The organism is Chitinophaga sp. XS-30, from assembly GCF_008086345.1.
Classification (GTDB): Bacteria; Bacteroidota; Bacteroidia; order Chitinophagales; family Chitinophagaceae; genus Chitinophaga.
In genome coordinates, this window is the sequence record NZ_CP043006.1 from 4,215,350 (window position 1) to 4,241,193 (window position 25,844).

Sequence of the window (25,844 nt, forward strand, 5' to 3'; positions counted from 1 at the left end):
CTTACAATTTGTCATAAATAATGTGTCATTTTGCGACCGAATGAACGTTCAATTGACAACATCGGCAGCTACCGAAAAGAAGCAGGCCATTTTTGAAAGCACCCTGAAGCTGATCCGTGAATTCGGCTTCCACGGCACTCCCGTCAGCCAGATAGCGCAACATGCCGGCGTGGCCACCGGCACCATTTATCATTACTTCGCCTCCAAGGATGAACTGATCATAGCACTTTTCCGTTATAGTAAGCAAAAGATACATGACGCCACTTTCCGGGACCATAACCCGAATGATACTTACCGCGACCGGTTTGTCAGCATCTGGATCAATCTGGTGAATTATTATAGCCGCTTCCCCGAAGTGCTGAGCTTTTTTGAGCAGTTCTACTCCTCCCCCTTTGTCCGCGAGATCTTTACGGACGAAACCATGTGTTTCCAGGATGAAGTATCGCTTTTCCTCAAAGAAGGCATCAACAGCGGGCATATCAAGCAGCTGGACATCAATATTATCAGCGCTGCGTTCCTCGGAACGGTGATTGCCACGGCCAAAAGAAGCAATAACCCCATGTTCAGGTTCAATGAGGAAGACCTCCGGAACATGGTAGGCATCATCTGGGACGGGATTAAAAAATAGGAACGATTACTTTATAGGAAACCGGCGTGATTAAAATTATCATTGAACAGACAGGGGAATGATCATTTTAATCATCGAAGGCTGACCCGTAAAAAATAAATATGAACAGATGAAATAGCATTCCATCTGACCCGAAAAAAATAAATGTCAACAGATGAAATAACATTCCATCTGACCCGTAAAAAATAAATATGAACAGATGAATATCAGGAGTTTATTTCTCACCGGCTTATTCATGGCCGCTTCGTTAACCATGCATGCGCAGGAGCAACAGCCTTCCACCGGCCTGCCGCCAAAGGCAAGCCTTGAGCAGTGTATTGATTTTGCGCTGCGTAACAAGGCGAATGTAAAACAGGCGGCCATTGACCAGGAGATCGGCGAACGGGATATCGCCTCTGCCCTCTCCGGCTGGTTCCCGCAGATCGGCGCAACCGGTACTTACAACAACAATATCATCATACCCACCGCCGTGATCGGAGACCAGGTGATCCAGATGGGGCAAAGGAACGTAGCCGCGCTCGTATTGCAGGCGGATCAGCAGATCGTCAATCCTGCACTGCTGCAGGCATCCAAAGCCGCCAAATACGTGCGGCTGCAAAATGAGCAGAACACGGAAAATACGAAGATCAACACGATCGTTGAGGTCAGCAAAGCGTATTATGATATCCTGACCAGTGAAGAGCAGCTCTCCATCATCAAAGAGAACATCGCCCGGATCACCAAACAGCTGCAGGATGCAAAGGCGCGTTATGAGACCGGGATCGTGGACAAGACCGATTTTAAACGTGCGCAGATCACACTCAGCAATTCCAATGCAGACCTGAAGCGCACCGCGGCGATATTGAAGTATAAATACGCATACCTGAAGGAAGTGGTGGGCCTTTCCCCGGAAGCCCCGTTAACACTGTCGTTCGACAACACCTCCATGGAAAGCGAGATATCGCTGGATACCACCGTGGCATTTGACTACCGCAACAGGATAGAATACCGGCAGTTGCAGACACAGCGGCAGCTGCAGGGGATCAACACGCAATATAATAAATGGACGTACCTGCCTTCTCTCTCTGCCTTTTATAATTATGCCTGGGACTACCGGAACAACAGCTTTTCGAAATTGCTGGATGTGGATTATCCCCGCTCCGTTTTCGGCCTCACGCTGAACGTACCGATATTCCAGGGAATGAAACGGACACAGGAGATCCGCAAGTCGCAATTAATGGAAGAGCGGATAGACTGGGACCTGGTCAATCTCCGCAACCAGATCAATTCCCAGTACGAGATGGCGATGGCCACTTATAAAGCCAACCTGAACGACTGGGTGACCGCCCGGGAGAACGTGGAGCTTTCGAAAGAAGTGTACAACACCATCAAGCTGCAATATGACGAAGGCATAAAAACTTACCTGGACCTGATGACGGCGGAAACGGACCTCCGCACCACGCAGGTCAACTATCTGAATGCGCTCTATGCGGTACTGTCCGGCAAGCTGGATGTACAGCGTGCAGTAGGCACCATTCAAACAGCGCGATAAAGCAAGAACATTATACGAACAACCCGTTGAGATAATTACCATGAAGAGTATCAACATTGCAACATTTATCCTCCTCGGCGCCAGTGCAGCCGTATCCTGCGGAGGCAGCCAGCAACAGCAGCGCCCCGCCCAGCAGGCTATTCCCGTATCCACCGGCAAGGCCGCGGAACAATTCGTGACCGGCGCCAGCAGTTATCCCGGCAGTGTGGTACCGCTGAACCAGACGGACCTCCGCGCGGAAGTCAGCGGTTATATCACCGGTATTTTTGTGGCGGACGGCGCTACGGTCTCCAAAGGCCAGCGGCTTTACGAAATAGATCGTACCCGTTATGCCGCGGCACAGGAACAGGCCCGCTCTGCGCTGGCCATCGCAGAATCCAACCTGGCCAGGGTGAAGCGCGACCTGGAACGCTACCGAAAGCTGGCCGAGCAGGACGCCATTGCCAAACAAACGCTGGATTACGCGGAAACCGATCTGAGCAATGCAGAAGCCCAGGCCCTTTCTGCCCGCGCAGCACTCACCACCGCCACCACGGACCTTAACCGTTCCGTGATCATTGCGCCGTTCAACGGTACCATCGGGATGTCCCAGGTACGCATGGGCGCATTGGTCAGCGCAGGGAACACCCTCATCAACAGCATTTCCACCACCAATCCTATTGCGGTGGACTTCCCGGTCAACGAACAGGAGATCCAACGTTTTCTTGCCCTGCAAAAAAGCCCGGCAGTGGAAAAGGACTCCCTGATCACACTGGTGTTGCCCGGCGGAGCGCCGTACCCCGCACCCGGCAGGATATCCGCGCTGGACCGCGCGGTAGACCCCGGTACCGGCACCATCACCGTCCGCGCCACATTCGCCAATCCCGATGGACTGCTGAGGGCCGGAATGAACACCACCGTACGCATCCTCAGCCACTCCCCGGAGAAACAACTGGTCATCCCCTACAAAGCGGTAACGGAACAGCTGGGCCAGTCATCCGTGTACGTGGTATCCGACAGCAGCACGGCGGAACAGCGTACTGTTGTATTAGGGCAAAAGACAGGTGATAAAGTAGTAGTGGCCAGCGGGCTGTCCAATGGCGAGACCATCATTACAGACGGGCTGATCAACATCAGGAACGGCGCCAAAGTAGCGCCCCAACCGCAGCAACAACCCAAGCCCTGAAAGAAGACTTGAGCATTTGAATACGAACAGGAACTTTTCACATTGCACGACATATGATATCAGAAGTATTTATAAGAAGGCCGGTTACCTCCATCGTTATATCCATACTGATCGTACTGATAGGGGCAATTGCCATTACCACGCTGCCGATCAGCCAGTACCCGAACATTGCGCCGCCTACCGTAACGGTTAGCGCCACGTACACGGGTGCGGATGCGCAGACCGTGGAGCAAACGGTGACAACGCTCATAGAAAGCCAGATCAACGGTACGCCGGGCATGACTTACATGTCATCCAACAGTACCTCCGACGGCCGTTCCGCTATTACCGTGACCTTTGATGTGGGCACAGATATAGACATTGCGACACTGGACGTACAGAACCGGGTAGGCATTGCCGAGCCGGCACTGCCCGAAGCGGTAAGGCGTCTTGGTGTTACCACCCGGAAGGCCAATACAGACGTATTGATGATGGTAGCGCTGGTATCCCCCAACGGCACCCGCGACCAGAAGTTCCTCGCCAACTACGTGAACCTTTATGTGCGCGATGCATTGATGCGCGTGAAAGGTGTGGGTGATGTGACCGCGTTCGGCCAGCCATTCAGCATGCGTGTATGGCTCGATGCCACGAAGCTCTCTTCGCTGGGGCTCACACCGGCCGACGTCAATACCGCCATCCAGGAACAGAATACCCGGATCCCCGGCGGCAGCGTGGGCGCCAGGCCGCAGACCTCCTCGCAGGTCTTCGAGTTCCCCGTGATCCTCGACGGCGACCTGAACACAGAAGAACAGTTCAACGAGATCGTTGTCAAAACCAATGCAGACGGTTCTATCGTGTACCTGAAAGACGTAGCCCGTGTGGAGCTGGGTGAGTTCGCTTACAACATCACCAGCAAGGTAAACGCCCAGACCTCTTCCGCGATGATGATCGCGCAAACCCCCGGGGGCAACGCCGTGGAAACAGCTGAAGGCCTCTACGCCGCGCTGGAAAGACTGAAAGCACAGTTTCCCAGTGATGTGGACTACGTGGTAGCATATGAAACCGTATCCGTGGTAAAGGCATCGATCAACGCCGTACTGCATACCCTGATAGAAGCACTGATACTGGTGACCGTAGTGGTATTCCTCTTCCTCCAAAGCTGGAGGGCTACGCTCATTCCCATACTCGCCATCCCGGTATCGATCATCGGTACCTTCATTCTGTTCAACCTCTTCGGCTTTTCCATCAACAACCTCACGATGCTGGCGTTTGTACTGGCCATCGGGATTGTTGTGGATGATGCGATCGTGGTGGTGGAAGCCGTACAGCACTACATCGACCACGACAAACTAAGTGCGCCCGAAGCTACCCGGCGGGCGATGAAGGAGATCACGGCGCCGGTGATCGCCATTGCGCTGATCCTTGCGGCGGTATTCGTTCCGGTGGGCTTCATCCCCGGCATGGTGGGCCAGTTGTACCAGCAGTTCGCCATCACCATTGCTGTGTCCGTACTGCTGTCCGCTTTCATCGCATTGTCCCTCACCCCGGCATTGTGCTCCATCCTGCTCAAGCCGTCCACATTAGGCGCCAACACCAAAGGCTTCAACAGGTTCTTCTATAAGTTCAATGTGTGGTTCGACAAAGTGACGAGGCGTTATTCCAAAGGCGTGAAATGGTCTATCAAACGCGCGCCATTGCTGATCATTCTGCTGATCTGCATCTACGCCGGCACGTTCGGGCTGTTCTCCGCCAAGCCTTCAGGTTTCATACCCAATGAGGATGCGGGCATCTTCATCGCCGGGGTGACCCTGCCGGAAGGCTCCTCCTCCATCCGCACCACGCAGGTGATGGACGAGATCACGGCAGACCTGCAGAAGGATTACCCTGAACTGAAGAATATCAGCGCCATCTCGGGCATCAACCTGCTCAACCGTTCCTTCAAGCCGAATGCAGGCACCTTCTTTGTGCAGCTGCACTCCTGGGAGGAAAGGACCCGTACCGTCAACGAGATACTGGCGGGCATCCAGGGAAAATACCGGGGATACCAGAAAGCATCCATCCTCGCCGTTTCTCCGCCGGCCATTCCCGGTCTTGGTGTAAGCGGCGGCTTCTCCATGCAGATACTGGACCAGCAGGGCGGCGATATCAAAACGTTCGAAGCAGCCGTAGGCAAGTTCCTCATGACCGTGAACCAGCGCCCCGAGATAGGTATGGCCTACACGCTTTTCAATTCCAAAACGCCTAACTACCTGGTGGAAGTCAACCGGGACCAGGCGAAGAGAATGGGCGTGTCCATCGGCAGTGTGTACAGCACCATTTCCGGCTACCTGGGCAACAGTTACGTGAACGACTTTACGAAGTACGGCCGTAACTTCCGCGTGGTGACGATGGCGGACACCTCCTACCGTATGGATATCAGCGACATCAATAAACTCTATGTCAAAAATATGCAGGGCAATCCTGTTCCGCTCAGCGCACTGGTCACGCACAGGATGATCGAGAACCCATCCATCGTGAACCACTTCAACATCTTCCGTTCCATTGAGGTCGGCGGCAGCGCCGCACCGGGGTACAGCAGCGGTGATGCTTTGAGGGCGCTGGAAGAAACGGCGGCGGAAACACTTGGCGCAGGTTATACCTACGAGTTCGCCGGCCTTTCCCTGCAGGAAAAAGAATCCGGCAATGCTACCCTGATGATCTTTGCCATCTGTATTATTTTCGTATTCCTGCTGCTGGCCGCATTGTATGAAAGCTGGTCGGTCCCCTTCTCCATCCTGCTCTCCGTACCATTGGGTATCTTTGGCGCGATCCTGACGCTGACTTTCCTGCCGAAGCTGGATAATAATATCTACGCGCAGATCGGGCTGATCACCATCATCGGTCTTGCTGCGAAGAATGCCATCCTGATCGTGGAATTTGCGAAAGAACGTGTGGATATGGGCATGGAACTGATGAAGGCTACCATGGAAGCGGTGAAGCTCAGGCTGAGACCGATCGTGATGACCTCGCTGGCGTTCATTCTCGGTATTATGCCGCTGATGTTCTCCGGCGGCGCAGGCGCCATCTCCCGGCAAACCATTGGCTGGACGGTGTTCGGGGGTATGCTGATCGCCACCCTGTTTGCCATCTTTATTGTGCCGGTGCTGTTTGTGCTGATCACAAGGATAGCATACGGCAAGAAAAAGCTGGCCGCGCTTACCGCCAATTACCGGCCGGAAGAGCACCAGGATATCCTGCATGCGGACCCCGACGAGGACTGACCGTTATGGTAATGTATACGAAGCCCCCAGGTATGATACCCGGGGGCTTTCTATTTTTACCTGACCATGATCGAAGCTCATTTGTATCTTCCTAAAGCTTCCTCATCACTTTCACCAACATATCCGCAATGATCCTGTTGCCTTTATCCGAGGGATGAAGACCATCGTAGGTGATATCGATGGCTTCCTGGGGATAAGGGTATTCCGCTGTTTCAGGATCAAAAGGAACGCCGATAAAATCCGGATAACGATAATCCCGGTATGCTCCGGTTGACGGGTCTTTCAGCCGTTTGAACTTCACCAGGTCCTTCAGGGACATCCTTTTTTGGTGGTAAAGATCGATCAGTCTGACATCTTCATGCCTTGCGATCATTTTTACCGCTTCGGCAAATTGGGCCAGCGACTGTCCGTTCTTTTCCTTATACGAACCCCAGGCGTTGTTCTTCATGTTCTGCAAATACACAAAGTCCACCCGTTGCATGGGCGTGATGAGTATGATCGCCGCGCCCTCATTCAGTGTACGGACCTTGTTGATGATCGTGCGGTAAGCACCATAAAAAGTGCCATTACCCGTATTGCCGAGATAGTCCTGGAAAGTCCCCAGCGGCAGACCCGCCCACCAGTCGTTCGTTCCGAGAAAAACGGAATAGACATCTGCTTTTTCCAGCCCGAGGTTTTCGATCTCCTTTGCCACCCGTACCGCCGTCCAGCCATTATGCCCCTGGTTGGTGTAACGGATATGCTTCAGTTTACCGGTAACACGGCTGAGGTACCCTTCGGTTACGCGATGGCCGGTCTCATCAGGATGATCGTTCAGATAAGTGATCGAATCCCCGATGGCCGTCCAGGACAACTGGCGCGGTGCGAAGGAGGTGAATGCAAGGATGATCCCCAGGAGGATGAGCAGTTTATTCATGTTCGGTTGATTGGCGATAATTCCCGTAAATATATAGTTATCTCTCCAATCCCGCACCCCGTCTGATCGCTATTTCCACAGGAGAAAAATCATCTCCCTCCCGGAAAACATCAAACTCCCCCCGTGCGGCAAGCGGCGGCTGTGCCAGAAAGCGGGGATGCCTGCCATGATGAGGCTGCGCCGCGTGTGCCATGAAAGGATGACATAAATACACCGTACCGGCCCTGCCTGTTGCCAGCGCTTCCGGACGCCCGGCCGAAACATCCAGCTTTTCCGCCAGCTCCATGAAGGACAATCCGGCTTCCCCCGCCGGCAACAACAGTTTCGCCACATCGAGGTGTGATCCTTTCCGTAAACGCGTAGGCGCATCATCCGCTTCCACATCAGAGAAAAGAAATAACATCAGCAGCGCACGGCCTCTGGATCTTATATTGGACCTCCAGGCGAAAAAATCATCCGGGTCCTCTCCCGGAAAACTCACATCCACATGCCAGCCCGTATCCCCCGGGTCCTCCGCAGCGGGAAAACGGACCGGAAAAGTACCCATCGTAAAACGGGGAAACCAGGTACCGGCGCCAGCCAGCTGGTCATAAGCGGACAGCAGCAGGGGCGTATTCGCGGCCTCGCGGAATGGCTCCTGCGCATACTGCCCGAGCCGTATCACCGGTTGCGTCCATGTAGCGGGATCATCGGGATCGCAGCCCGTATCCTTCCATAATATTTCCCGGCATTGGTTCGCCAGTGTAGTTGAAAATGCATTGTCCAGACGAACATAACCATCCTGCACAAATTGCTGAATTTGCGCGTTATTCAGTTTTTCCACGATTGTAGTTTTTTTGCTTTAAGAAAAAGAAGTATCGTCTCCGGTAGCCGGAGAGAGCGTGTCAGAACGACAAGAGAGGATGTATTAAAGCATTACTGTGAATGTCATGGTTCCTTTTGTGAGAATCTGGGGCGAAAATAAGTATTTTGGGGATAAAATTATCCCTTTATGTCAACGGAACGATTCATCAAGCTGATTCCCCTGCTCACCGTGGTGTTGTTCAGCATCTATCTGCTACTGGTAACAGGCCTTACAGAAGTTATGCTAATGAAAAGCCATATTGTAGGGCTGGTAACGCTGGGCATTGTGATCATTATACAGTTGATACACCGCGAAGCGGGATATTATGCCACCCTTTTTATGAATGCGATGGGTGCGGCCTGTATTGCCGCTTTTACACCGACGGTGTACACGATCCGGTTGTTTATTATAATTAAAATTGACTGGATCTGCCTGCTGCTGCTGATCCAATCCGTCATTGTACACCGGCAGCTGGTAGCAGGGATATTCAGGGAATACACAAAAAAATAACCTCACATCACTTTCTCCTCCACCTTTACCTCCATCCTGTTCAGCACCACCGGCCCAAAATGGCTGGCAAATGCCACATCCGCGGCATCCCGCCCGTAAGCCACATTGATCCTGTTGCCTTTCGGTTCGGTCTGGGTGGCATCGAAACAATACCAGCGGCCCTCAAGATATGCCTCAAACCAGGCATGCAGGTCCATCGGCTTCAGCCCATACAGGTAACCGGTGACCATCCTGGCCGGAATATCCAGCGCCCGGCAAAGCGAAATGCCCAGATGCGCAAAATCCCGGCACACGCCTGTTTTTGTAGACAGGATATCCCATGCCGATGTGGAACTGTTCGTAGTGCCGTACTGGTAGCGGATATTGGAATGCACCCATTGCCGGATCGCTTCCACCTGGGGATACCCCTGTTTGAAGTCTTTGGTGATCTCCGCGGCCAGGTCCGCCATTTTATCCGACTCGCAATACCGGCTCGGCAAAAGGTAATGAAGCATAAAATCGGGCAGGTATTCGATAGCGGTCCATCCGGCATTGTGATCTACTTCGATGGTGGGCATGCAATCGGCCAGCACACTGCTTTCGATCCTGAAATTCCCTTCCGGCAGCACGATGCGCTGACAGAGATTGCCGTAGTTATCCGTAAATTCCGTCATTGTCCGGAACGGACTGGTATGCAGCTCCTCTTTGATGACGAACTGCCCTACTCCGCTTCTCGCTCTTAACATGAATGTAGTGGGTACCTGGGTTGTGCAGGTAAAATCGAGCAGGCAGGAAGCTTGAATGAGCATGCTGCAAATTAGGGAATTAAAATTTAAATATCTTTATGCTGAATAAAGCAGAACGGACCATGAACTTTACACTGGAAAAAATACCCGAACGCACGAAAAAGCCCCGCACTTACGGGCTTACGATGATCACAGACAAAGGCCTCAGCCTGCAGGAGACGAAGAACTTCATGTCCGCCGCGGCGCCGCATGTGGATATGGTGAAGCTGGCCTTTGGCACAGCCTATGTGACCCCCAATCTCGGGGAGAAGATCAAGATATACCAATCCCACAATATTCCTGTTTTTTTCGGCGGACTGCTGTTTGAGGCATTCCTGATCCGCAACCAGTTTGATGACTATGTGAAGACCATCAGGGAATACGGCATCAGCCATATGGAAGTATCAGACGGTTCGCTGGACATCCCGCATGCCGAAAAATGCGGATATATCGAGAAACTGGCGAAGATCGGCACCGTGCTGAGCGAAGTAGGGTCGAAAGACAAAGACCGCGAACACATCACCCCGCCTTATAAATGGATCGAGCTGATGAAGGCAGAACTGGAAGCCGGCGCCGAATACATTGTGGCCGAAGCCCGGGAAAGCGGCACCGTTGGGCTTTACCGGGATTCCGGAGAAGTGCGGGAAGGACTGGTGCAGGAAATACTGACGCAGATACCGGGAGAAAAGATCATCTGGGAAGCACCACTCAAAAGCCAGCAGCTGTACTTCCTGGAACTGACCGGCTGCAATGCCAATCTGGGCAATATAGCCCCCAACGAGATCATTTCCCTGGAAGCCATGCGCGTTGGATTGCGCGGCGACAGCTTTCATTTTTATCTCGATGGGGAATAGATCCCTATCATGAAATGCATACTTTTCCTGCCGCCGGTAGTGCCCGGCGAAGAAAGGACCGTAACCGCCGGCGGCACGGAACACATTAAATATTTCCTATCTTGAGCCGGAAACGGACAACTGAACGTGATCAGCATTATCATTCCCACACTTCATGAAGCGCCGAACATCGCCCGCTGCCTGCAAAGGCTGCATGCAGGCGATGCTGCGTTGATAAGGGAGATCATTGTGGTAGACGCGTCCAGCAAAGACGATACTGCCGGCATAGCCAGGGCAAACGGCGCAAAAGTGGCGGTTGTAGCGGCAAGGAGCCGCGCCTTTCAGATGAATGCCGGCGCGGCGATGGCAACAGGCGATATCCTCTATTTTGTGCATGCGGACGTATTGCCCCCCACTTCCTTTGCCGGAGATATCATGCAGGCAATCAATGAAGGCGCGGAAATGGGGCGGTTCCGCTTCCGGTTCGATTCACCCCGGCTGATGCTGAAGATCAATTCCTGGTTTACGCGTTTCGACCGGACCTGGGTCAGCGGAGGGGATGAAACATTGTTCATCCGCAGGGATGTTTTCGGGCAGCATGGCGGATACAACGAACGATTCATTATCATGGAAGAATACGATCTTGTAGCCAGGGCCAGGAAAACGGCGAAATATACCGTGATACAGAAAGATGTGCTGGTATCCGCCCGCAAATACGAGCATAACAGCTGGTGGGCCGTGCAGCGCGCCAATCTGACCGCTTTCCGGATGTTCAGGCAGGGTGCGGAACCCGCGGCCATCAAACAGGTTTACCACCGGATGATCCGTCATCCCAAAGACATTTGAATGGAATTCTATACTGATAAAGTGGTCTGGATCACAGGGGCTTCTTCCGGCATTGGTGCGGAACTGGCCATCCAGCTTTCAAAACAGCAGGCTGCGCTCATTCTCAGCGCCCGCAACCAGGAAGCCCTGCAGGAGATACAACGCCACTGCCTGCAATACACCACCCGCTGTACCGTACTTCCGGCAGACCTGACGGATGCGGCGCATCTGGACGGACTGGTGCAACAGGCGCTGCAAACCTACGGGCACATCGACATCCTGATCAACAATGCCGGTATCACGCAACGGGCCTTTGCGGAAGATACCTCGCCGGAAGTGGACCGCCGCATTATGGAGATCAATTTCTTCAGTCCCGTTAACCTCACAAAATTGCTGCTGCCGCACTTCAGGGCCAGGAAAACCGGGCAGGTAGCCGTTCTCAGCAGCATGGCCGGACTAATGGGCTTTCCGCAGCGTACTGCTTACGCCGCGGCCAAGCATGCATTGAAAGGATATTTTGAAACGCTGCAGGTAGAACACTCCATCCCCGGCTTTTATGCCACCATCGTCAGCCCCGGACGCATTCAGACGCCAATCTCCCTCAACGCCCTTACCGCCTCCGGCAAACCGCATAACAAGATGGACGCCGGCCAGCAGAACGGCATCCCCGTGACCGTATGCGCGCAAAAAATACTCCGCGCCATCGCCAGGCAGCAGCATCACATCGTTATCGCCCGCAGTGAACGGATACTCTGGTGGTTCCACAAATGGTGCCCGCCGCTGTATTACCGCATCGCCAGAAAAGCAGGATTGAAAGAGGGGTAAGACAAAACAGTTTGTCCTCCACTTTCAAACATATCTTCCCGGACCAATGGCCGGGAGCACGGAATAAACGATCTTCGGGAAAACCGCCGGATGACGCGTGCCGTACATAGCTATATGAAGATGACAGTTGCATTATGCCTGTTGCTATTCCAGGCAAATGAACGCCCCCCATTTGATCAAATCAACAAAACCAATTCGGAAATGAGCCTGGTGGAAATTTCGCAGGAACTGCTGTATGCGGCAAGAACCGGCGAGCCGGTAGATACATTCACCCATATCCTTAAAAACATTCATGAAAAAGCACTGGAACAACTGCAATCGGACGAGCAGAAAAAGGCATTCTGGATAAATATCTATAACGCCTATACGCAGATCATCCTGCGTGATGAGCCGGAACAGTATAGCAACCGCAACCGGTTCTTCAGAAGCAAACAGATCGCCATTGCCGGCCATATGCTGAGCCTTGATGATGTGGAACATGATCTGCTCCGCCGCTCGAAGATAAAATGGAGCCTCGGCTACCTGAACAAGCCATTTCCTTCCCGCTTCGAAAAAAGGAACCGGGTGAAGAAACTCGACTGGCGCATTCATTTCGCGCTGAACTGCGGGGCAAAGAGCTGTCCCCCTATCGCCTACTACAAACCGGAGGGACTTGGCCGGCAGCTTGATATTGCTACTACCGTGTACCTGAGAGGGGAATGCAACTGGCGGCCGGAGGACAATATTGTGGAAGTTCCCGCCATCATGGGCTGGTTCCGGCGCGATTTTGGCGGCAAAGACAGTATGCGCACATTGCTGAAGCTCATGGAGATCATCCCTCCGGCCAGCAAGCCGGCAATCAGGTTCAAAGCTTACGATTGGGAATTGTTCCTGCAAAACTATAAAAGCGAATAAACATGGCTAATCATTACTACGATGCAGCAGACCTGCAAAAATTCACCGCCATTGGCGAATATCAGCAAGAGCTGGCAGATAAATTCTTTGGCTGGTATGGCGAAGTATTCAAAGACAGCGCGCTTACTGCAAAGGAGAAATCCCTGATCGCGCTGGCGGTGTCCCACGCGGTGCAATGTCCGTATTGCATCGATGCCTACAGCGCTGACGCCTTTGAAAAGGGATGGAGCGAAACGCAAATGATGGAAGCCGTTCATGTGGCCGCTGCCATCAAAGGCGGCGCCGCGCTGGTACACGGCGTGCAGATGATGAATAAAACCAAAGCCATTTCGATGTAGGCCTGACCCGTAAATGAAATGCATGAAATCACTGAAAGCGCTTCATCATCAATTGGCCAGCTCCACCGCACAGATCGCGGTGCTGGAGAACGGTACGGACCATACCCTGCCGCTGTTCAGCGACAAGCTCAGGGCAGAAGAGCTTTACCCGCTCCGCCCTTCGGAGATCACCATATTCCAGGTGAACGTGGGCAAGATGTGCAACCAGGTCTGCAAACACTGCCATGTAGATGCGGGGCCGGACAGGAAGGAGATCATGACCCGGGAAACCATGCAGCTTTGTCTGGATGTACTGGCAGCAAACCCTTCCCTGCAAACGGTAGACCTCACCGGCGGCGCTCCCGAGCTGAATCCGGATTTCCGCTGGTTTGTGGAGAACATCCGGCAACTCGGCCGGCATGTGATCGTACGTTGCAATCTCACCATCATTTTGTCCAACAAACGGTTCTTTGATCTGCCGCAATTCTTCCGGGAACACCGCATAGAAGTGGTCTCTTCCCTGCCCTATTTCACGCAGGACAGAACAGACCGCCAGCGCGGGGATGGTGTATTTGATGCCTCCATCCGGGCGCTGCAGCTGCTCAACGAAGCCGGGTACGGCATGCCGGATACCGGGCTGCAGCTGAATCTCGTCTATAATCCCGCCGGAGCCTTCCTGCCCCCTGCGCAGGAAACCCTGGAAAAAGAATACAAAACGGAGCTGCTCAAACGCTTCGGCATATCATTCAACCAGTTGTACGCCATCACCAACATGCCCATCAGCCGGTACCTGGATTATCTGGTGGTTTCCGGCAATTATGAGCAGTATATGGACAAGCTGGTGCGGGCATTCAATCCCGCCGCGGCGCACAGCGTCATGTGCCGCAACACGATCTCCGTGGGCTGGGACGGACAGCTGTATGACTGCGATTTCAACCAGATGCTCGACCTGGAAGTAGCCTGTGAAAACTCCCGCCACCTTTCCACATGGAATATGGCAGCACTGCAGCATCGGGAGATCGTCGTCAACCAGCATTGCTACGGATGTACTGCCGGCGCCGGTTCCAGCTGCGGCGGCACGGTAACCAAATAAATCATATGCACAAAAAAGCGCTGATCATTTTCGTTCGCCATCCCGTCCTCGGCAGGGTAAAGACCCGTATAGCCGCCACATTGGGAGAAGAAACGGCTCTTGCCGTCTACAGGGAGCTGCTGGTGCATACTGCTGCCATCACCCGGCCTGTACAGGCAGACAAGTTTGTTTTTTATGCGGATGGAACTCAGGAGAACGATCTGTGGGATGCTGCTGTTTACCAAAAGAGAGCACAGGCTGACGGAGATCTGGGAGAAAGGATGCAACAGGCTTTCCGGGAGCTTTTTGCAGCAGGGTACCAGCATATCGCCATCATCGGCAGCGATTGTTTTGCACTGGGTACGGCTGTTATTGACACTGCGTTTTCATCACTCCAATCCTCCCGGGTAGTGGCCGGCCCATCTACCGACGGCGGGTATTACCTGCTGGGAATGCGGGCCTTCGCCCCTTCCCTTTTTGAAAATAAAAGATGGAGCACCGGCAGCGTCATGAGTGACACCCTGCAAAGCGTGCAGGCCCTGGGATGGGATTATACGCTGCTGCCCACCCTGAGCGATGTGGACGAAGCCACTGATATTCCGGCGGAACTGAGGAAGAAGCTGCTTCTCTGAAAAAAACACGATGCATCGTTATCGCGAAACAACCAAAGATGTGTGCCGTTAAGCAGCGGACAACGGCGGATGCCAGCCTGACACTACCGGGGTGCGTGCAAAACGGCCCGGCAGGATTTTGCGCGGGAAACATGATAATATCCATGAATTGCTATATATTGACTGCGTAGAAATATGTGCGATCAGATTAAGCTAAATCCTTTCATTTGCTGTATGCATTCGTAAAAATCCTGTCACGCCTCGCCCTGAAGCTTTTTTGCCGGCAGGTTACCTTCAGTGACAGGGCATTGCTGAAAAGCGAGGGGCCGTTGATCCTGGCCTGCAATCATCCCAATTCATTTTTTGATGCCATTCTGCTCGGCAGTCTGTTTGAGCGGCCGGTACATTTCCTCGCGCGCGGGGATGCCTTCCGCAAGCCGCTGGTGCGCAAGTTCCTATCTGCCCTCCGGATGATCCCGATCTACCGGCTGAGCGAAGGCCGGGAATACCTCGCCCTGAACGACAGCACTTTCGAGCGCTGTCAGGATGTGCTGCTGCAGGGCGGTATTCTGCTGATATTCTCCGAAGGGCTTTGCAAGAACCAATGGGACCTCCGGCCATTGAAGAAAGGCACGGCCAGGATCGCGCTGGAGGCATGGAAGAATCCAATCCTGGCCAGGAACTGTGCGGTGCTGCCGGTGGGACTGAATTACAATTCCTTCTCCGGATTCGGAAAAAGGATACTGGTGCATTTCGGGGAAAAGATCAGGGAAGAAGACATACCAGCGACGCTTTCCATGAGCGAACGCATACTTCATTTCAACACCTTGCTGACCGCGCAGCTGCAGCACAGTGTGCTTTCCGCCCACGGTAATGATGAGCTGGCACAGATGCTGATCAGCAATCATACCCGTATACCCGGCTCCAGCCATACGATAACATCGCTGAAAGACATACAGGCCAGAATATCACCGCACCAGGCGGAAAAGGTCGTGGCACAGCTGAAACCTCCGGCGCTTTCCCCTGCCAATACCGCCTCTTTTGCGGCGGACCTGGCAGGGATCATTTTACTGCTGTTGCCCGCCGCCGCAGGGTGGATACTCCATATCCCCTGCTATCTTTTGGTAAAACGGTTTGTGGTACAAAAAACAAACGGAACCGTTTTTTACGATTCCGTGCTGTTTGGCTTGCTGTTGCTTACCTATCCTTTATACTGGATGCTTTTGAATATTGCGGGAATGATATGGCTGGATCACTGGTATGTGCTGCTTTTCATTCCTTTTCTGGCCTGGACCACATTAATCTGGCTGGATTGCCTGAACCGCAGTGTCAACTTCCTCCGGTTGTACTCCCGGGAAGACGGCCGCGCTTTCGTTAACGTATTTTATTCAGCGCCATCATCCCGATAACCCAGTCCGGCAGCCGTTTATCGCCTTTTTCCTTTCTCTTTTTAAGATTGAGATACCAGCCGAATTTTTTCAGCACAGGTACCTTATGAGTTTCCACCAGTTCTATCAGGGTACCGTCCGGGTCTTCCACATAGCAGAACCGTCCTGCTGCCTCCCCCATATCGAACGAGTTGGCGCTATCTACGGTAAAACAGTATCCTGCCTTCGTGGAATCGGATTTCAGGCCATCCATATCCAGTGCATCGAAACAGATATGAATGAAGCCGCAATCTCCCCAGTAGCGGTTATCATAGATCTTTTGCGGACTGATCACCGTATTCTGGATCAGTTCTATCTGTACGGCGCCGAGCAATTTGCTGAACGCCCCTTTGTTGGCCACCTGTTTTTTCAGCAGCACACGCTTGCAGGTTTCGCCGGAGGCCTGTCCCTGGGGAACATCCTGCATGGGCGCCTCCCCGCTGTAGACCACTTCGTCGATCCCCAGCACGGACCGGTAGAAGTGCAGGGCCTTGTCCATATCACTCACCCCGATCACCGCGCCAACCACGCCGCCGCAGATGCCTTTATCGGTCTTGAACCATTCATCGCCTTCTACGATATTGAAATGATTGCCGTAGGGGTCCGTCAGCCAGAAATGAGGGCGATCGTCGGGAGAAGTATAGATATCGGAAAGCTGCACATTACTCAATGAGCTGAAATATTTATGCGCCGTTGGCACGTTCCGGGATTTGATCTTTACGGCAAAAATGCCCAGATCTCCCAACCGGGGAAGCACGGCCCTGGTAACAGGCTCTCTGGAAGTGAACTGCCATATCTCGAATCCACCGCCACCGGCCATGTTGAGTGACAGGATCGCATGTCTGTGGTGTACTTCTGTGCCGGTGTAACGGGTCATCAGAGCAGCCGCAGCCTTATCTTCAAAGATCAGTACATCCATCCCGAAAAGGACTTTGTAAAGATGTTTCGCTTCACAGGCATCTTTCACACCAATGCCCACCTGTTGAATACCAGTAATAAATTTCCCCATATGCTTTAAAGATAACAGAAAAAAATTACCAGCAAAACAAAATAAAAAGCGATTTATACTGTTCCCGGAACATTCCCGCCGCGTTGCGCCAGGCGTAATGCCACAAGCTGCATTTCCTTCTGCTTGCCTTTCAGCCGGATAGTGCCCAGCGTTTGCACCGCATAATGCGCCGTCAGCCGTAGTTCCGCCATCAGGTCAGCCGATACGATCACTTCTTCATTGAACTCCCTGCACATGCTCTGGATACGGGAGGTCGTGTTCAGTACATCACCGGAATAGGTGATATCCCGCTTGATGATGCCTATTTCACCGGCCACCACTTTTCCGCAGTGGATGCCGGCCTTGAAGGAAGGCGCCAGGCCGTATTCCGCTTTGTACTTTCCCTCCAGCTGCCGCAGGCGCTCCTTTATATCAAAGAAACACCGGATACACCGGATGTTATCGATGCCATTACCGTACTTCCAGGCCACGATCACCTCATCACCCACATACTGGTATATCTCCCCTTTGCTGTCCAGGATAGGATTGGTGATATCGGAAAAAAGGTCTTTGAGAAAGGCATGATACTTTTTATCACCCAGCTGTTCGGCAATGGTCGTGGAGGAATTGAGGTCGAGGAACATGAATATCCTGCGCTCCTCCCTGGGCGTGCTGTATTTTCCGCGGAGGAAATTCCAGAATACGCCCTGCCCGAACTTGCTGTTGATCTGCAGGAACAATTGTGTGATGGCCAGTATCACGGCCCAAACGAGACTGTTCTTGAAAAGGCGGTACATATCCGGCTCTTCCATGAAGGCCCGCATCACGATGTTCACCAGGAAAACCACGCCGGCAAATGACAACATCACCACCATTACCGTTGCGCCATAAGAGCTGTCCCGGAAGCGGACGTTCACATAAAAAACAAGGAGACTACCGCCCACCAGCGCACCGATGAGGCCAGTGCCCATATTCATCAGCACAGACACCAGAAAAGAATAGCCGGGCGCAGGCCCGGCCGAATGATTGGTATGCAACACAAAGTGTTCGTACACAGCAATAATAAATCCCGCTATCAGCCAGGTGGCGATGACAATGGAAAGTTGCCTGAATTTATAAACAGTACTTCTCTTCATGGATCAAGGTTCTGCCTTAAATTAAAGAAAAATGCGGACAGGCAACATTTCTTGAACGTCAGATCAGCTTCAGCACCTCTTCGCCTATAGCCGCCGTACCGAGTATTTTATCGGCGGGCGTCTGGCTGTTGGCAATGTCCCGCGTGCGGAAACCAGCTTTGAGCACCTGGTCCACCGCATTGATCACAGCATCCGATTCCGCTTTCAGGCCGAAGGAAATATCCAGCAGCAGGGCGGCGGACAGGATGGATGCCAGCGGATTGGCAACGCCTTTGCCGGTAATATCATGCGCAGAACCGTGAATAGGCTCATATACGCCCGTACCGTCACCGATCGATGCGGAAGCGAGCATGCCCATGGAACCGGCGATCTGGGACGCTTCGTCCGTCAGGATATCGCCAAAGAGATTGGCGGTCACCACCACATCAAAACGGCGGGGATCTTTGATCAGCAGCATGGCGGTAGCATCTACGAACTGATGTTCTACCTCCACATCAGGGTATTCCAGCGCAACCTTCTGCACCACTTCCCGCCAGAGCCGGGAGGTTTCGATCACATTGGCCTTGTCTACCGAGCACAGCTTTTTGCGCCTGGTCCTTGCGGCATCAAATGCCTTGCGGGCGATGCGCTCTACTTCATAACGGCTGTATTCTGCAATATCGTAAGCGGTATCACCATCGTTCTTCCTGCCTTTTTCACCAAAATAAATATCACCGGTCAGCTCCCGGAAGAAAAGGATGTCCGCGCCTTTCAGTATCTCCGGTTTGATGCTGGAAGCGTCCAGCAGCTCATCGAACAGTTTGATGGGGCGGAGGTTGGCATACAGGCCAAGTTCTTTCCGCATTCTGAGCAAACCCTGCTCCGGCCGTACTTTGGCGGAGGGATCGTTATCGTATTTCGGATGGCCTACCGCACCGAACAGCACGGCATCGGACTTCCTCATTTTCTCGAGGGACTCATCCGGCAGGGGATTTCCCGTAGCCTCAATGGCAACATGCCCGATCAATGCTTCATCATACGTAAAGGTATGCCCGAACTTTGCCGCTATCCTGTCCAGCACTTTTTTGCCGACTGCGGTTACTTCCTGTCCAATTCCGTCTCCCGGAACAATTAAAATATGTTTGCTTGCCATAAAGGTGTATTAGATGAGATTCAACATTTTTTGTGTGGCCTTGATCGCCGAAACGGTCTGATCACTGTCCAGCCCCCTTGTTTTGAATTCCTTGCCGGAAAAGCTCCAGGTGATGATGGTTTCGCACAAGGCATCGCTTTTGCCGCCGGGCGGTATGCGCACCGCATAATCCGCCAGCAGGGGCAATTCCTGTTTCCTTCTTTTGTACACCTTTTTCAGGGCGTTCATAAAGGCGTCATATTGACCGTCTCCCGGGGCATGTTCCTCAAACAGTTCTCCCTGCACGGAGATCTTTATCGTCACGGAAGGCTGGAGGTTTTTGGAATGGGTGAGCACGTAATCCTGTATCTGCACTTTTTCGTCGAAGCGGCTGCTGTCCAGAATATCGGAGATAATGTAAGGCAGGTCCGCCTGGGTCACCATTTCCTTGCGGTCGCCCAGTTCAATGATCCGTTGTGTGACCTTTTTCAGATCAGGTTCGGAAAGCTGGATGCCCAGCTGCTGCAGGTTATTTTCGATATTGGCCTTGCCGCTGGTTTTGCCCAGGGCGTATTTGCGCTGGCGCCCGAAACGCTCGGGCATCAGATCGCTGAAATAGAGCTTGTTCTTTTTATCGCCATCCGCATGGATGCCGGCCGTTTGCGTGAATACGTTCTCTCCCACCACGGGCTTGTTGGCCGGTATGCGGAAGCCGGAGAAGGTTTCTACAAGCTTGCTCACATGATAGAGCGATTTTTCGGCCACGGCGGTCTTCACTTCCGGCATAAAATCATGCAGCACAGCGATGGCGCTGGCCAGCGGCGCATTCCCTGCCCTTTCTCCCATCCCGTTGATGGTCAAGTGAATGCCATGCGCACCGGCTTTTACGCCTTCCAGCACATTGGCGGTACCAAGATCGTAATCGTTATGCGCATGAAAATCGAAATGCAGTGCAGGATAGCGCTGTACGATGGCGGTAACGTATTCCTGCACTTCAGAAGGCACCAGCACACCGAGGGTATCCGGCAGCATGACCCTTTTAACGGGTTGCTGCTGCAGGAAATCCAGGTATTGGAATACATAATCCCGGGAATGGCGCATACCATTGCTCCAGTCCTCCAGGTAAACATTGCATTCCAGTCCTTTTTTCTGCGCAAGGACGATCACTGCGGCCACTTCCTCGAAATGCTGCTCGGGTTTTTTCTTCAGCTGATGCGTCAGGTGGTTGAGCGAACCTTTGGTGAGGAGATTCATGACCTTTGCACCGGCCTTCTGCATCCATTCTACGGAAACGGCGCCATCCACAAAGGTGAGCACCTCTACCCTGTTCAGGAAACCCTTGGCTTTGGCCCATTTGGTAATGGCCTTTACCGCGGCAAATTCTCCTTCGGACACACGGGCGGAGGCTATTTCAATGCGGTCTACCTTTACTTCGGTGAGTAAAAGCTGGGCAATGGTCAGTTTTTCTAACGGAGAAAAAGAAACGCCGCTGGTCTGCTCACCATCGCGGAGCGTGGTATCCATGATCTCTACATAACGCTGGACTGGCATAGTCTTGAAGGCTGTTTTAATACAAACTCTTTGCGGCGAATGACTGTATCTCGTCTTTCATCGCCTGGAGATAATCGATATCGTCAAAACCGTTTGTGAGGTTATGTTTTTTGTAGCTGTTGATATCGAATGATTCGCTTTCTCCTGTTGCCAGGATGGTGATCTTTTGTTCCGGCAGGTTCACTTCCAGTTCCGTAGCCGGATCGGCCTCGATGGCCGTGGAGATCTTGTCCAGGAACGCCGGGCTGACGGTAACGGGCAGTATGCCGATGTTCAGGGAATTATTCTTGAAGATATCCGCAAAGAAGCTGGACACGACGCAACGGAACCCGTAGTCGTATATCGCCCAGGCTGCGTGCTCCCGGCTGCTGCCGCTGCCGAAATTCTTGCCGCCCACCAGTATTTTGCCGGAATAGATGGGATTATTGAGCACAAAATCGGGCTTGGGAGTGCCGTCCGTATTATACCGCCAGTCGCGGAACAGGTTGTCCCCAAAGCCTTTGCGTTCGGTTGCTTTCAGAAAGCGCGCGGGGATGATCTGGTCGGTGTCCACATTCTCGATGGGCATCGGAACAGCGGAGCTTTTTAAAATCGTGAATTTATCGTAAGCCATGATGAGTTGATCGTTTTTATGAATTTTCAGATATCGGGGCGTTGGAAACCGCCCGCATTTCCGGTTGGTGCCTGTTGCCTGCCGGTGTTCCAAGCCCGGCCTGCCGCCATGCAGCCGGATCAGTCCGCCAGCAGCACCCGTGGGTCCGTTACCACACCGGTTACGGCTGCAGCTGCGGCTACGAGGGGGCTTGCCAGCATCGTCCGGGAGCCGGGGCCCTGGCGGCCTTCGAAGTTCCGGTTGCTGGTGCTCACCGCGTATTTGCCTGCGGGTATCTTGTCGTCATTCATAGCGAGACAAGCGGAACAACCCGGTTGGCGGAGCTGGAAACCCGCCTCTGTCAATATATCCAGTATGCCTTCTTCCTTGATCTGCTGTTCCACGATATGCGAGCCGGGCACGATCCAGGCCGTAACATGGTCCGCCTTTTTCCGGCCTTTAACGATAGCGGCAAAAGCGCGGAAGTCCTCAATACGGCCATTGGTACAGCTGCCGATAAATACGTAGTCTACTTTCTTGCCCAGCATTCCTTCTTTTTCGTGAAAACCCATGTATTCCAGGGACTTTTCGTAGCTGGCTTTGCTGCCGCCGGTGTCGGCCGCAACAGGGATGTGTTGGGTGATGCCCATGCCCATACCTGGATTGGTGCCGTAGGTGATCATGGGTTCTATATCTGCCGCGTTGTAGTTGTATTCGATGTCGAAAACCGCGCCTTCATCCGTCTTCAGCGTTTTCCAGTAAGCCAGCGCTTTATCCCAGGCTTCGCCCTTCGGCGCTTTATCACGACCTTTAATATAAGCGAAGGTGGTTTCGTCCGGAGCGATCATACCGCCACGGGCGCCCATTTCAATGCTCATATTGCACACGGTCATACGGCCTTCCATGCTCATGTTCCTGAACACTTCACCCGCGAATTCCACAAAGTATCCTGTGGCGCCTGCCGCTGTGAGTTGCGAGATGATGTACAGCACCACATCTTTGGATGTAACACCTTTATCCAGCTGGCCATTCACATTGATGCGCATTTTCTTAGGCTTGGGCTGCATGATGCATTGGGAGGACAGCACCATTTCCACTTCAGAGGTGCCGATACCAAATGCGATAGCGCCAAAAGCGCCATGGGTGGAGGTATGTGAGTCCCCGCAAACAATGGTCATACCCGGGAGGGTGATGCCGTTCTCCGGGCCTACCACATGTACAATGCCGTTCTTGGGATTACCCAGCCCCCAGTGGGAGATGCCGTATTTGGCGGAATTGGTTTCCAGGGCTTTCAGCTGATTGGCGGAAAGCGGGTCCTGCACCGGTAAGTGCTGGTTGATGGTAGGTGTATTGTGATCGGCCGTAGCAAATGTTTTCTCGGGGAACATCACCTTCACCTTCCTGTTCTCTAACCCCAGAAATGCTACAGGGCTCGTTACTTCGTGGATAAAATGCCGGTCGATAAAAAACACATCTGGTCCGTCTTCAATTTTCCTGACCACATGCGCATCCCATACTTTGTCAAATAATGTAGTGGGTATTTTGCTCATTTTTTCATAATTTAAAAGGTAATGGCAAAATTCTTAAAATTTGTCCATAAATTCTGCTTTTTTGTCTGATTTTTTCTAATATGGCAGTCGAAAGACGGTTAATATTGGTATGTAATTGATTATCAACAAATTACACTAAAGACAATAAAAAAGCAGCGGGGATACCGCTGCTTGTTATGTGTAAATAAAGATGTGGTTATATCAGGACGGGCATCAGTCGATCAGCTCCAGTTCCTTCAGTTTTGCCACCGCTTCTATCAGCATGGCCCCGCTCAGTTGTGTGGAGAGGTCTGTTGTTGTCAGCGGCACCGTCCACCGGGTGCCGAAGAGTATCTGCGGTCTCGATGTGCCCTGCAGCCACAGGGTTTCAGCATTCAGCTTGAGAAAATTGACGAATTTCGCCTGGTCTGTGCTGTTCAGGAAACCATCTGTGATCAGCAACATCATATACCGCACCAGGATACCTTTGAACAGGCCGCCATCTCCCCCGCCTTCATCTTTCAGCACATTTCCCTGTGTCATATCGCCGGTGAGGGAATTGTTGGCGGTCTTCAGCGCATCATTGAGGTAGACGTTCTCCCCTGTGATCTTGTACAACTCGATACCGGCGCCGATGTACACCCCCTGGTTGTAGGTGAATTTCCAGTCTTTATTGGTCCCGGTACCATCCAGCCCGTCCCATACCAGGCCGGTAACCGGGTCTACGAGGTAGGTCTTTTGCCACTGGTAGATCCGTTTGGCCCAGTCGAGGTCCGCAGGGTCCTGGTTAAGCTGGTACATTCGTGCCGCAATAATGGCGGCAGGAGCATTGGCGGGGGTATTCTTATTTCCCCGGTCTTTGTTCCAATAGATACCGCCGCCCCAGGTTTCATCCCAGCCGCCTTTGATATCCGTCCACAATTGCTCCGCCACTGTCTTGAATTTTGCGTCGCTGGTGGTTTCATAGGCACGCAGGCAGGAGAGCGCCATCCATTCCATATCATCATAAAAATGATTGACATAGGTATTGCCGTTCTTTGCTTTCATGCCATCCAGCAACTCATCCATCCGGGTCCTGACCTGCGGGTCGTTTGTCCGTTGGTACGCGTCTACCAGCACATCCAGCACATGGGCATTGCGCCAGTAGTGAAAATCGGTCTTTCCTGCGCTGTTCTCGTTATAGTATTTGCCCGACTGGTTATAAAAATTAGCGATCAGGGAAGTGTAGGATGAATCCGCTATCGCGGGCCAATTGTACACGTAAGCTGTTTTCCCCGCACCCGGTCCCGGGCCATCGTCCACCGGTTCCTTGAGACAGGAGCTCAGCGAGGCGGTCAGCGCCAGTGCAAATGATACGTTCTTGAATAAACCCTTCATGCGTCAGTTATTTTATGATTACTTCATGCGTGTAGTTCTTGTCTGCCTGGAAGTACACTTTTACGTCGCAGGCCTTTGTATCCACTTCGGTCATGAACTTGTAGCAGTAGTTCCAGCGGTCGTTATTCGTGATAGGCTTCAGTTCCCAAAAAGACAATGGTGTGGCGCTGGTGGGACGGCTGTTATCCGCATTGGAGCTGCCTACCCATTCCTGGCCATCCACGCCTTCCGCATCCTTCACGTTCAGGCGGAACTTGTACCGTTCATCGCGGCCCCAGGACTCCTGTCTGAAGGTGATCACCTTGTCATGGAAAGCCCAGGTGCTGTTGCCTTCATAGGCAAGGTCGTACATGATCTCGTCATTGGGCGCAAACCACAGGCCGATGCCGGTGATCTCGGTGGCGGTGACCGTAGCATTGTTGAAGTCCAGCCGCAGGCGGTACACTTTGGTGCCGCCGCTGTGGGTGCTTTCACCGTTTTCTCTCAGCAGCGCCCCTTCCATGTAGAAGGTGTTGGGCGTACCGGTATTACGGTCAATGAACTGGAATGTACCGTCTTTCAGGGAAGTATAGATCTCGAAAACGCCGGCGGTGAGGGCTTTCATTTTTTGTGCGTTGGCGAGGTCTGCTCCCGCTTCGGTCGCTTCACCGGTCAGGAAAACGTCCACCGGAATTTCAGCAAAGCCGTTTGGCCGCTCTACTTCGATGGTACGGGTTTCCTTGGAAGCCTGGATATTGAATCCTTTCGAAGCATATACCGCCCATTTCAGCTTGCCGATGCCGAGAGCCGGGATGCCCGCTTTACCGGCCATGCTGTTCAGGTCCTTGTGCGAAAGGGTCAGTTTGTTCTGAATGCCGCCGCCGTCTGACGCGATCCTGGCCACCGGCTCGGAGAAATCGCCATCGGCTTCATCGAACACCACTTCATACAAAACGAGGGAACCGTCTTCCGCCCGTGCCTGCTCCCATTCAAAGCTAACCGTAGCGCTGGTGGCAGGTTGCAGCTTGGTGTATTTATCATTTACCGGTGCGGTGAGCTTTTCCACCGGCATGATATTCGTATTCAGTTTATAATCGTCTCTTTTACAACCGGCGAAAATGGCAGGCAGAGCGATGAGGAATGCAGCTATATATCTTTTCATAACAGTGAGTTTAAGATT

24 protein-coding genes are annotated in these 25,844 nt (G+C 52.8%); 13 read left to right on the top strand and 11 right to left on the bottom strand.

Features of this window, described 5'->3' with window-relative positions; genetic code table 11:
- The first annotated feature begins 40 nt into the window (after positions 1-40).
- The 4 genes from FW415_RS17165 to FW415_RS17180 all read left to right on the top strand — a co-directional run bounded on the left by FW415_RS17165 (position 41) and on the right by FW415_RS17180 (position 6,563).
- Entirely contained in the window at positions 41-628 is a 588-nt protein-coding gene (locus tag FW415_RS17165; protein ID WP_148387509.1) for a TetR/AcrR family transcriptional regulator, read from the top strand.
- Positions 629-827: 199 nt separating this feature from the next.
- Positions 828-2,159, top strand: coding sequence for a TolC family protein (locus FW415_RS17170; protein ID WP_148387511.1), 1,332 nt, complete (start codon positions 828-830; stop codon positions 2,157-2,159).
- A 40-nt stretch (positions 2,160-2,199) separates the two neighbouring features.
- Positions 2,200-3,324: an efflux RND transporter periplasmic adaptor subunit gene (locus FW415_RS17175; protein ID WP_148387513.1), complete on the top strand. Its 1,125-nt coding sequence runs from the start codon at positions 2,200-2,202 to the stop codon at positions 3,322-3,324.
- Between the two features lie 53 nt (positions 3,325-3,377).
- Positions 3,378-6,563 carry an efflux RND transporter permease subunit gene (locus FW415_RS17180; protein WP_148387516.1) on the top strand — a complete coding sequence of 1,062 codons (3,186 nt, stop codon included), beginning with the start codon at positions 3,378-3,380 and terminating at the stop codon, positions 6,561-6,563.
- Between the two features lie 91 nt (positions 6,564-6,654).
- Here FW415_RS17180 and FW415_RS17185 read toward each other — a convergent pair whose 3' ends face one another.
- Complete coding sequence (locus tag FW415_RS17185) at positions 6,655-7,479, bottom strand: SGNH/GDSL hydrolase family protein (RefSeq protein ID WP_148387518.1); 825 nt, start codon at positions 7,477-7,479, stop codon at positions 6,655-6,657.
- 37 nt (positions 7,480-7,516) lie between these two features.
- Positions 7,517-8,302: a hypothetical protein gene (locus FW415_RS17190; protein WP_210420723.1), complete on the bottom strand. Its 786-nt coding sequence runs from the start codon at positions 8,300-8,302 to the stop codon at positions 7,517-7,519.
- Between the two features lie 168 nt (positions 8,303-8,470).
- Here FW415_RS17190 and FW415_RS17195 point away from each other — a divergent pair, with 168 nt between their 5' ends.
- Positions 8,471-8,833 carry a hypothetical protein gene (locus FW415_RS17195; RefSeq protein ID WP_148387522.1) on the top strand — a complete coding sequence of 121 codons (363 nt, stop codon included), beginning with the start codon at positions 8,471-8,473 and terminating at the stop codon, positions 8,831-8,833.
- Positions 8,834-8,835: 2 nt separating this feature from the next.
- Here FW415_RS17195 and FW415_RS17200 read toward each other — a convergent pair whose 3' ends face one another.
- Positions 8,836-9,621, bottom strand: a complete 786-nt coding sequence (locus FW415_RS17200; protein ID WP_148387524.1) for a transglutaminase family protein — start codon at positions 9,619-9,621, stop codon at positions 8,836-8,838.
- Positions 9,622-9,680: 59 nt separating this feature from the next.
- Between FW415_RS17200 and FW415_RS17205 the strand changes: the two genes are divergently transcribed.
- The 8 genes from FW415_RS17205 (at position 9,681) to FW415_RS17240 (ending at position 16,383) form a co-directional block, all read left to right on the top strand.
- Complete coding sequence (locus tag FW415_RS17205) at positions 9,681-10,451, top strand: phosphosulfolactate synthase (RefSeq protein WP_148389975.1); 771 nt, start codon at positions 9,681-9,683, stop codon at positions 10,449-10,451.
- Positions 10,452-10,577: 126 nt separating this feature from the next.
- Complete coding sequence (locus tag FW415_RS17210; protein ID WP_168208856.1) at positions 10,578-11,276, top strand: TIGR04283 family arsenosugar biosynthesis glycosyltransferase; 699 nt, start codon at positions 10,578-10,580, stop codon at positions 11,274-11,276.
- Entirely contained in the window at positions 11,277-12,080 is an 804-nt protein-coding gene (locus tag FW415_RS17215; protein ID WP_148387528.1) for an SDR family oxidoreductase, read from the top strand.
- Between the two features lie 201 nt (positions 12,081-12,281).
- Positions 12,282-12,974: a DUF547 domain-containing protein gene (locus FW415_RS17220; RefSeq protein WP_168208857.1), complete on the top strand. Its 693-nt coding sequence runs from the start codon at positions 12,282-12,284 to the stop codon at positions 12,972-12,974.
- Positions 12,975-12,976: 2 nt separating this feature from the next.
- On the top strand, positions 12,977-13,312 hold the full coding sequence (locus tag FW415_RS17225; RefSeq protein ID WP_148387532.1) for an arsenosugar biosynthesis-associated peroxidase-like protein: 336 nt from the start codon (positions 12,977-12,979) through the stop codon (positions 13,310-13,312).
- 13 nt (positions 13,313-13,325) lie between these two features.
- On the top strand, positions 13,326-14,384 hold the full coding sequence (arsS, locus tag FW415_RS17230; protein WP_371416997.1) for an arsenosugar biosynthesis radical SAM (seleno)protein ArsS: 1,059 nt from the start codon (positions 13,326-13,328) through the stop codon (positions 14,382-14,384).
- Between the two features lie 5 nt (positions 14,385-14,389).
- Complete coding sequence (locus FW415_RS17235) at positions 14,390-14,995, top strand: TIGR04282 family arsenosugar biosynthesis glycosyltransferase (RefSeq protein ID WP_148387536.1); 606 nt, start codon at positions 14,390-14,392, stop codon at positions 14,993-14,995.
- Positions 14,996-15,201: 206 nt separating this feature from the next.
- Positions 15,202-16,383 (top strand): 1-acyl-sn-glycerol-3-phosphate acyltransferase, encoded by a 1,182-nt coding sequence (locus FW415_RS17240; protein ID WP_148387538.1) that lies wholly within the window; start codon positions 15,202-15,204, stop codon positions 16,381-16,383.
- Here FW415_RS17240 and FW415_RS17245 read toward each other — a convergent pair.
- The 8 genes from FW415_RS17245 to FW415_RS17280 form a co-directional block, all read right to left on the bottom strand.
- Complete coding sequence (locus FW415_RS17245) at positions 16,349-17,410, bottom strand: VOC family protein (RefSeq protein ID WP_148387540.1); 1,062 nt, start codon at positions 17,408-17,410, stop codon at positions 16,349-16,351. The genes FW415_RS17240 and FW415_RS17245 overlap by 35 nt on opposite strands.
- Before the next feature lie 53 nt (positions 17,411-17,463).
- Positions 17,464-18,525, bottom strand: coding sequence for an adenylate/guanylate cyclase domain-containing protein (locus FW415_RS17250; RefSeq protein WP_148387542.1), 1,062 nt, complete (start codon positions 18,523-18,525; stop codon positions 17,464-17,466).
- A 58-nt stretch (positions 18,526-18,583) separates the two neighbouring features.
- On the bottom strand, positions 18,584-19,657 hold the full coding sequence (leuB, locus tag FW415_RS17255; protein WP_148387544.1) for a 3-isopropylmalate dehydrogenase: 1,074 nt from the start codon (positions 19,655-19,657) through the stop codon (positions 18,584-18,586).
- A 9-nt stretch (positions 19,658-19,666) separates the two neighbouring features.
- Positions 19,667-21,187 (bottom strand): alpha-isopropylmalate synthase regulatory domain-containing protein, encoded by a 1,521-nt coding sequence (locus FW415_RS17260; protein ID WP_148387546.1) that lies wholly within the window; start codon positions 21,185-21,187, stop codon positions 19,667-19,669.
- A 16-nt stretch (positions 21,188-21,203) separates the two neighbouring features.
- Complete coding sequence (leuD, locus tag FW415_RS17265) at positions 21,204-21,800, bottom strand: 3-isopropylmalate dehydratase small subunit (RefSeq protein WP_148387549.1); 597 nt, start codon at positions 21,798-21,800, stop codon at positions 21,204-21,206.
- Positions 21,801-21,919: 119 nt separating this feature from the next.
- Positions 21,920-23,329: a 3-isopropylmalate dehydratase large subunit gene (leuC, locus tag FW415_RS17270; RefSeq protein ID WP_148387552.1), complete on the bottom strand. Its 1,410-nt coding sequence runs from the start codon at positions 23,327-23,329 to the stop codon at positions 21,920-21,922.
- Positions 23,330-23,542: 213 nt separating this feature from the next.
- Positions 23,543-24,685, bottom strand: a complete 1,143-nt coding sequence (locus FW415_RS17275; protein ID WP_148387554.1) for a glycoside hydrolase family 76 protein — start codon at positions 24,683-24,685, stop codon at positions 23,543-23,545.
- A 7-nt stretch (positions 24,686-24,692) separates the two neighbouring features.
- Positions 24,693-25,826 (bottom strand): SusE domain-containing protein, encoded by a 1,134-nt coding sequence (locus FW415_RS17280; protein ID WP_148387557.1) that lies wholly within the window; start codon positions 25,824-25,826, stop codon positions 24,693-24,695.
- Between the last annotated feature and the right edge of the window lie 18 nt (positions 25,827-25,844).